The 2,807-nt window shown below is 69.0% G+C and carries 4 protein-coding genes; 2 read left to right on the forward strand and 2 right to left on the reverse strand.

Annotated elements, in window-relative coordinates:
- The coding region (locus G3N93_RS37370; protein ID WP_241026866.1) for a LysR substrate-binding domain-containing protein at positions 1 to 587 on the forward strand (587 nt) is incomplete at its 5' end.
- Positions 588 to 638: 51 nt separating this feature from the next.
- Here the strand turns inward: G3N93_RS37370 and G3N93_RS37375 are convergent.
- Complete coding sequence (locus tag G3N93_RS37375; RefSeq protein ID WP_011354527.1) at positions 639 to 959, reverse strand: hypothetical protein; 321 nt, start codon at positions 957 to 959, stop codon at positions 639 to 641.
- A gap of 60 nt (positions 960 to 1,019) precedes the next feature.
- The gene (locus tag G3N93_RS37380) at positions 1,020 to 1,892 is read right to left on the reverse strand and encodes a LysR family transcriptional regulator (RefSeq protein ID WP_011354526.1); all 873 of its coding nucleotides are present in this window, start codon (positions 1,890 to 1,892) and stop codon (positions 1,020 to 1,022) included.
- Positions 1,893 to 2,062: 170 nt separating this feature from the next.
- Between G3N93_RS37380 and G3N93_RS37385 the strand changes: the two genes are divergently transcribed.
- On the forward strand, positions 2,063 to 2,807 hold a 745-nt coding region (locus G3N93_RS37385; protein WP_206135271.1), incomplete at its 3' end, for an MFS transporter.

A 2,807-nucleotide genomic window follows, 5' to 3' on the forward strand; every position in this document is an offset into this window, starting at 1 on the left:
TCGTCGAGGTGCTGCCGCCGATTCTCGCGCAACTGCGGCGCGACCATCCGGGGCTCGTCATCGAACTGGTGCCGACCGACCGCATCCAGGACGTGCTCAAGCGCGAGGCCGACATCGCGGTCCGGATGGCGCCGCCCGTGCAGGAGGCGCTCGTTGCACGACGCGTCGGCGCAATCGACGTCGAGCTCTATGCGCGCGACGACTACCTGGCGCGCAACGGGTCACCCGCGACGATCGACGAACTCGCGCATCACCCGTTGATCGGCTTCGATACGGTCACGCCGTTCATCCGTTCGATGGGGCGCAGCATGCCGCTGTGGAAGCGCGATGCGTTCGCGCTGCGTACCGATAGCAACCTCGCGCAGCTCGCGATGATCCGCGCCGGTTACGGGATCGGCTTCTGCCAGAGCAGGCTCGCGAAACGCGACCCGCGGCTCGTGCGCGTGTTGCCGGACGGGCCCGCGATGCAGCTGGAAACCTGGGTCGTGATGCACGAGGACCTGCGGACGAGCCCGCGCTGCCGCGCGGTGTTCGATGCGCTGGCCGACGGGCTGCGTGCGTATGTGAACGGCGAAGCCATCGAATAGACGGCTCGCCGCGACGGCCACGAACGCAGTGAACGGATCGCCCGAGCGGCGCTATTCGTAGATTTTCCCGGCGAACAGGATGTCCGCCATGCGCCGCCACGGATTGTCGGGCAGGTCGTAGAAGCGCAGCCCCTCCTCCGACGCCTCGGCCCAGTCGACCATCGCGTCCAGGTACTCGCCGATCGAGTGGTTTTCCCAGCCGAGCGCGGCACGGGAATACGGCGACGGCGGCACGTCGGCCTCGAGCTGCCGCTCCTTGTTCCAGTCGTGGCCGAGCACGCGCAGGAAGTGGATCAGCGAGCGTTCGTCGACCACGCGCTCCAGCGCATCCTGCAGCTTCGCGGCCATCTGGCGTTGCAGTTCGTCGTTCATTTTTTTTGTTCCTTCGCGCGCCTCTCAGATACGCGCGGCCGCAGGTCGTGCGGCCCGGTTTTACATCAGCAATTGCCGCGACAGCACCTCGCGCGCCTGCGTGACGGTTTCGCGTTCGCCGGGCATCGGCGGCGTCAGCGAAAACACCGCGTCGGGCAGCGGCGGCAGCCGGTATTTCGCGCCGAGTCGCATCAGGCCCTCGCCGATCGCCGACGCGCACAGGCAGCCCACCCCGAGCCCCGCCGCCAGCATCGACTGCAGCCCCGCCACCCCCGACGCGCTGTGCACGAGCCGGTACGGCGTGTGCTGCTCGTCGAGCGAGCGCACCGCGACCTGATGCATCATGCAGTCGTCCGGCAGCAGCACGAGCGGCAGCGGCTCGGGCAACTGCTCGGCGAGCGCGGGCGATGCGACCCACGACAGCGGCTCGCGCCGCAGCACCCAGCGTGTATCGGCCGACGCCGGCCGGAACGGCCCGCTCGACAGGTTCATCACCACGCCGAGATCGACCTGCCCGCGCGCGTGCGCCGTTTCGATATCCGCGCTCTTCATCGCGCTGACGTGCAGGCTCAGTTGCGGGTAGCACTCCCGCAGCCGCGCGAGCAGGCCCGCGACTTCGTTGGTCCGGTAGTAATCGGTGATCGCGACGCGCAACTCGCCCTTGATCGCCTGCCCGCGCACTTCGTCGAACGCGGCCTCGTTCAGCGCAACGATGCGCCGCGCGTGCTGCAGCAGCCGCGAGCCGGCCGGGGTCGGCTCGACCCCGCGCTTGCTGCGCACGAACAGCGGCACGCCGGCGCGCGATTCGAGCTTGCGCACCTGCTCGCTGACCGTCGATTGCGACAGGTGCAGCAGCGGCGCGGCGGCCGTCAGGCTGCCAGCGTCCGCGACCGCCGCGAAAGTGCGCAACTGATCCAGATCGAAACCGCGCATCGCCATTCTCCATCCATCGAGTAACCCGATGGATACTACCACCAATTCCCGCTTTTCCGATTCATTGCCACCACCCAGAATGGGGGTCAATCGCCCGTCCACGGCCGAACCGGCGCGCCTGGCGTCGCGTCCGGCCTGAATGTGGCACTCATTCTTTCGGACCTGCTTCCATGACGAACGACACCCTTGCCCCCTGCGTACCGGCCGGCACGGCCGCCGCGGCGACGCCGCGCAGCCACCACGGCTGGGCGCTGGTGGTCCTGCTGGTTGGCGCGATTCTGCCGCCGCTCGACTACTTCATTGTGAATCTCGCGCTGCCGGCGATCCGCGACGGCATCGGCGCGCGCCCGGCCGAACTGCAGCTGGTCGTGTCGGCGTACGCATGCGCGAACGCGGTCGTGCAGATCACCGGCGGCCGGCTCGGCGACCTGTACGGCCGCAAGCGCATGTTCATGATCGGGATGGCCGGCTTCGTCGTCGCGTCGACGCTGTGCGGGCTCGCCGGCAGCGGCGCGGTGCTGGTCGGCGGCCGCGTGCTGCAGGGCCTGTTCGCCGCGATCCTCGCGCCGCAGGTGCTCGCGACGATCCGCAGCGTGTTCAGCCCGCAGGAGCAGGTGCGCGTGATGGGCTTCTACGGTTTCGTGTTCGGCCTCGCGGCCGTGATCGGCCAGCTCGGCGGCGGTGCGTTGATCAGCCTGCATCCGTTCGGGCTCGGCTGGCGCGCGATCTTCCTCGTCAACCTGCCGATCGGCATCCTCGCGCTGATCGGCAGCTGGCGCTTCATCCCGGAAAGCCGGCCGCCGAAAGGCCAGCGCATCGACGTGCCCGGCATGGTGCTGCTGTCGCTGTTCCTGCTGATGCTCGTCTACCCGCTCACGCACGGGCGCGAGGCCGGCTGGCCGCTGTGGATGGTCG

Source organism: Burkholderia sp. Se-20378 (genome assembly GCF_017104665.1).
Lineage (GTDB): Bacteria > Pseudomonadota > Gammaproteobacteria > Burkholderiales > Burkholderiaceae > Burkholderia > Burkholderia lata.

Bases quoted from the DNA above. Each gene is read 5' to 3' on its own strand.
- G3N93_RS37375 (WP_011354527.1), bottom strand. From the start codon at position 959: ATGAACGACGAACTGCAACGCCAGATGGCCGCGAAGCTGCAGGATGCG.
- G3N93_RS37380 (WP_011354526.1), bottom strand. From the start codon at position 1,892: ATGCGCGGTTTCGATCTGGATCAGTTGCGCACTTTCGCGGCGGTCGCG.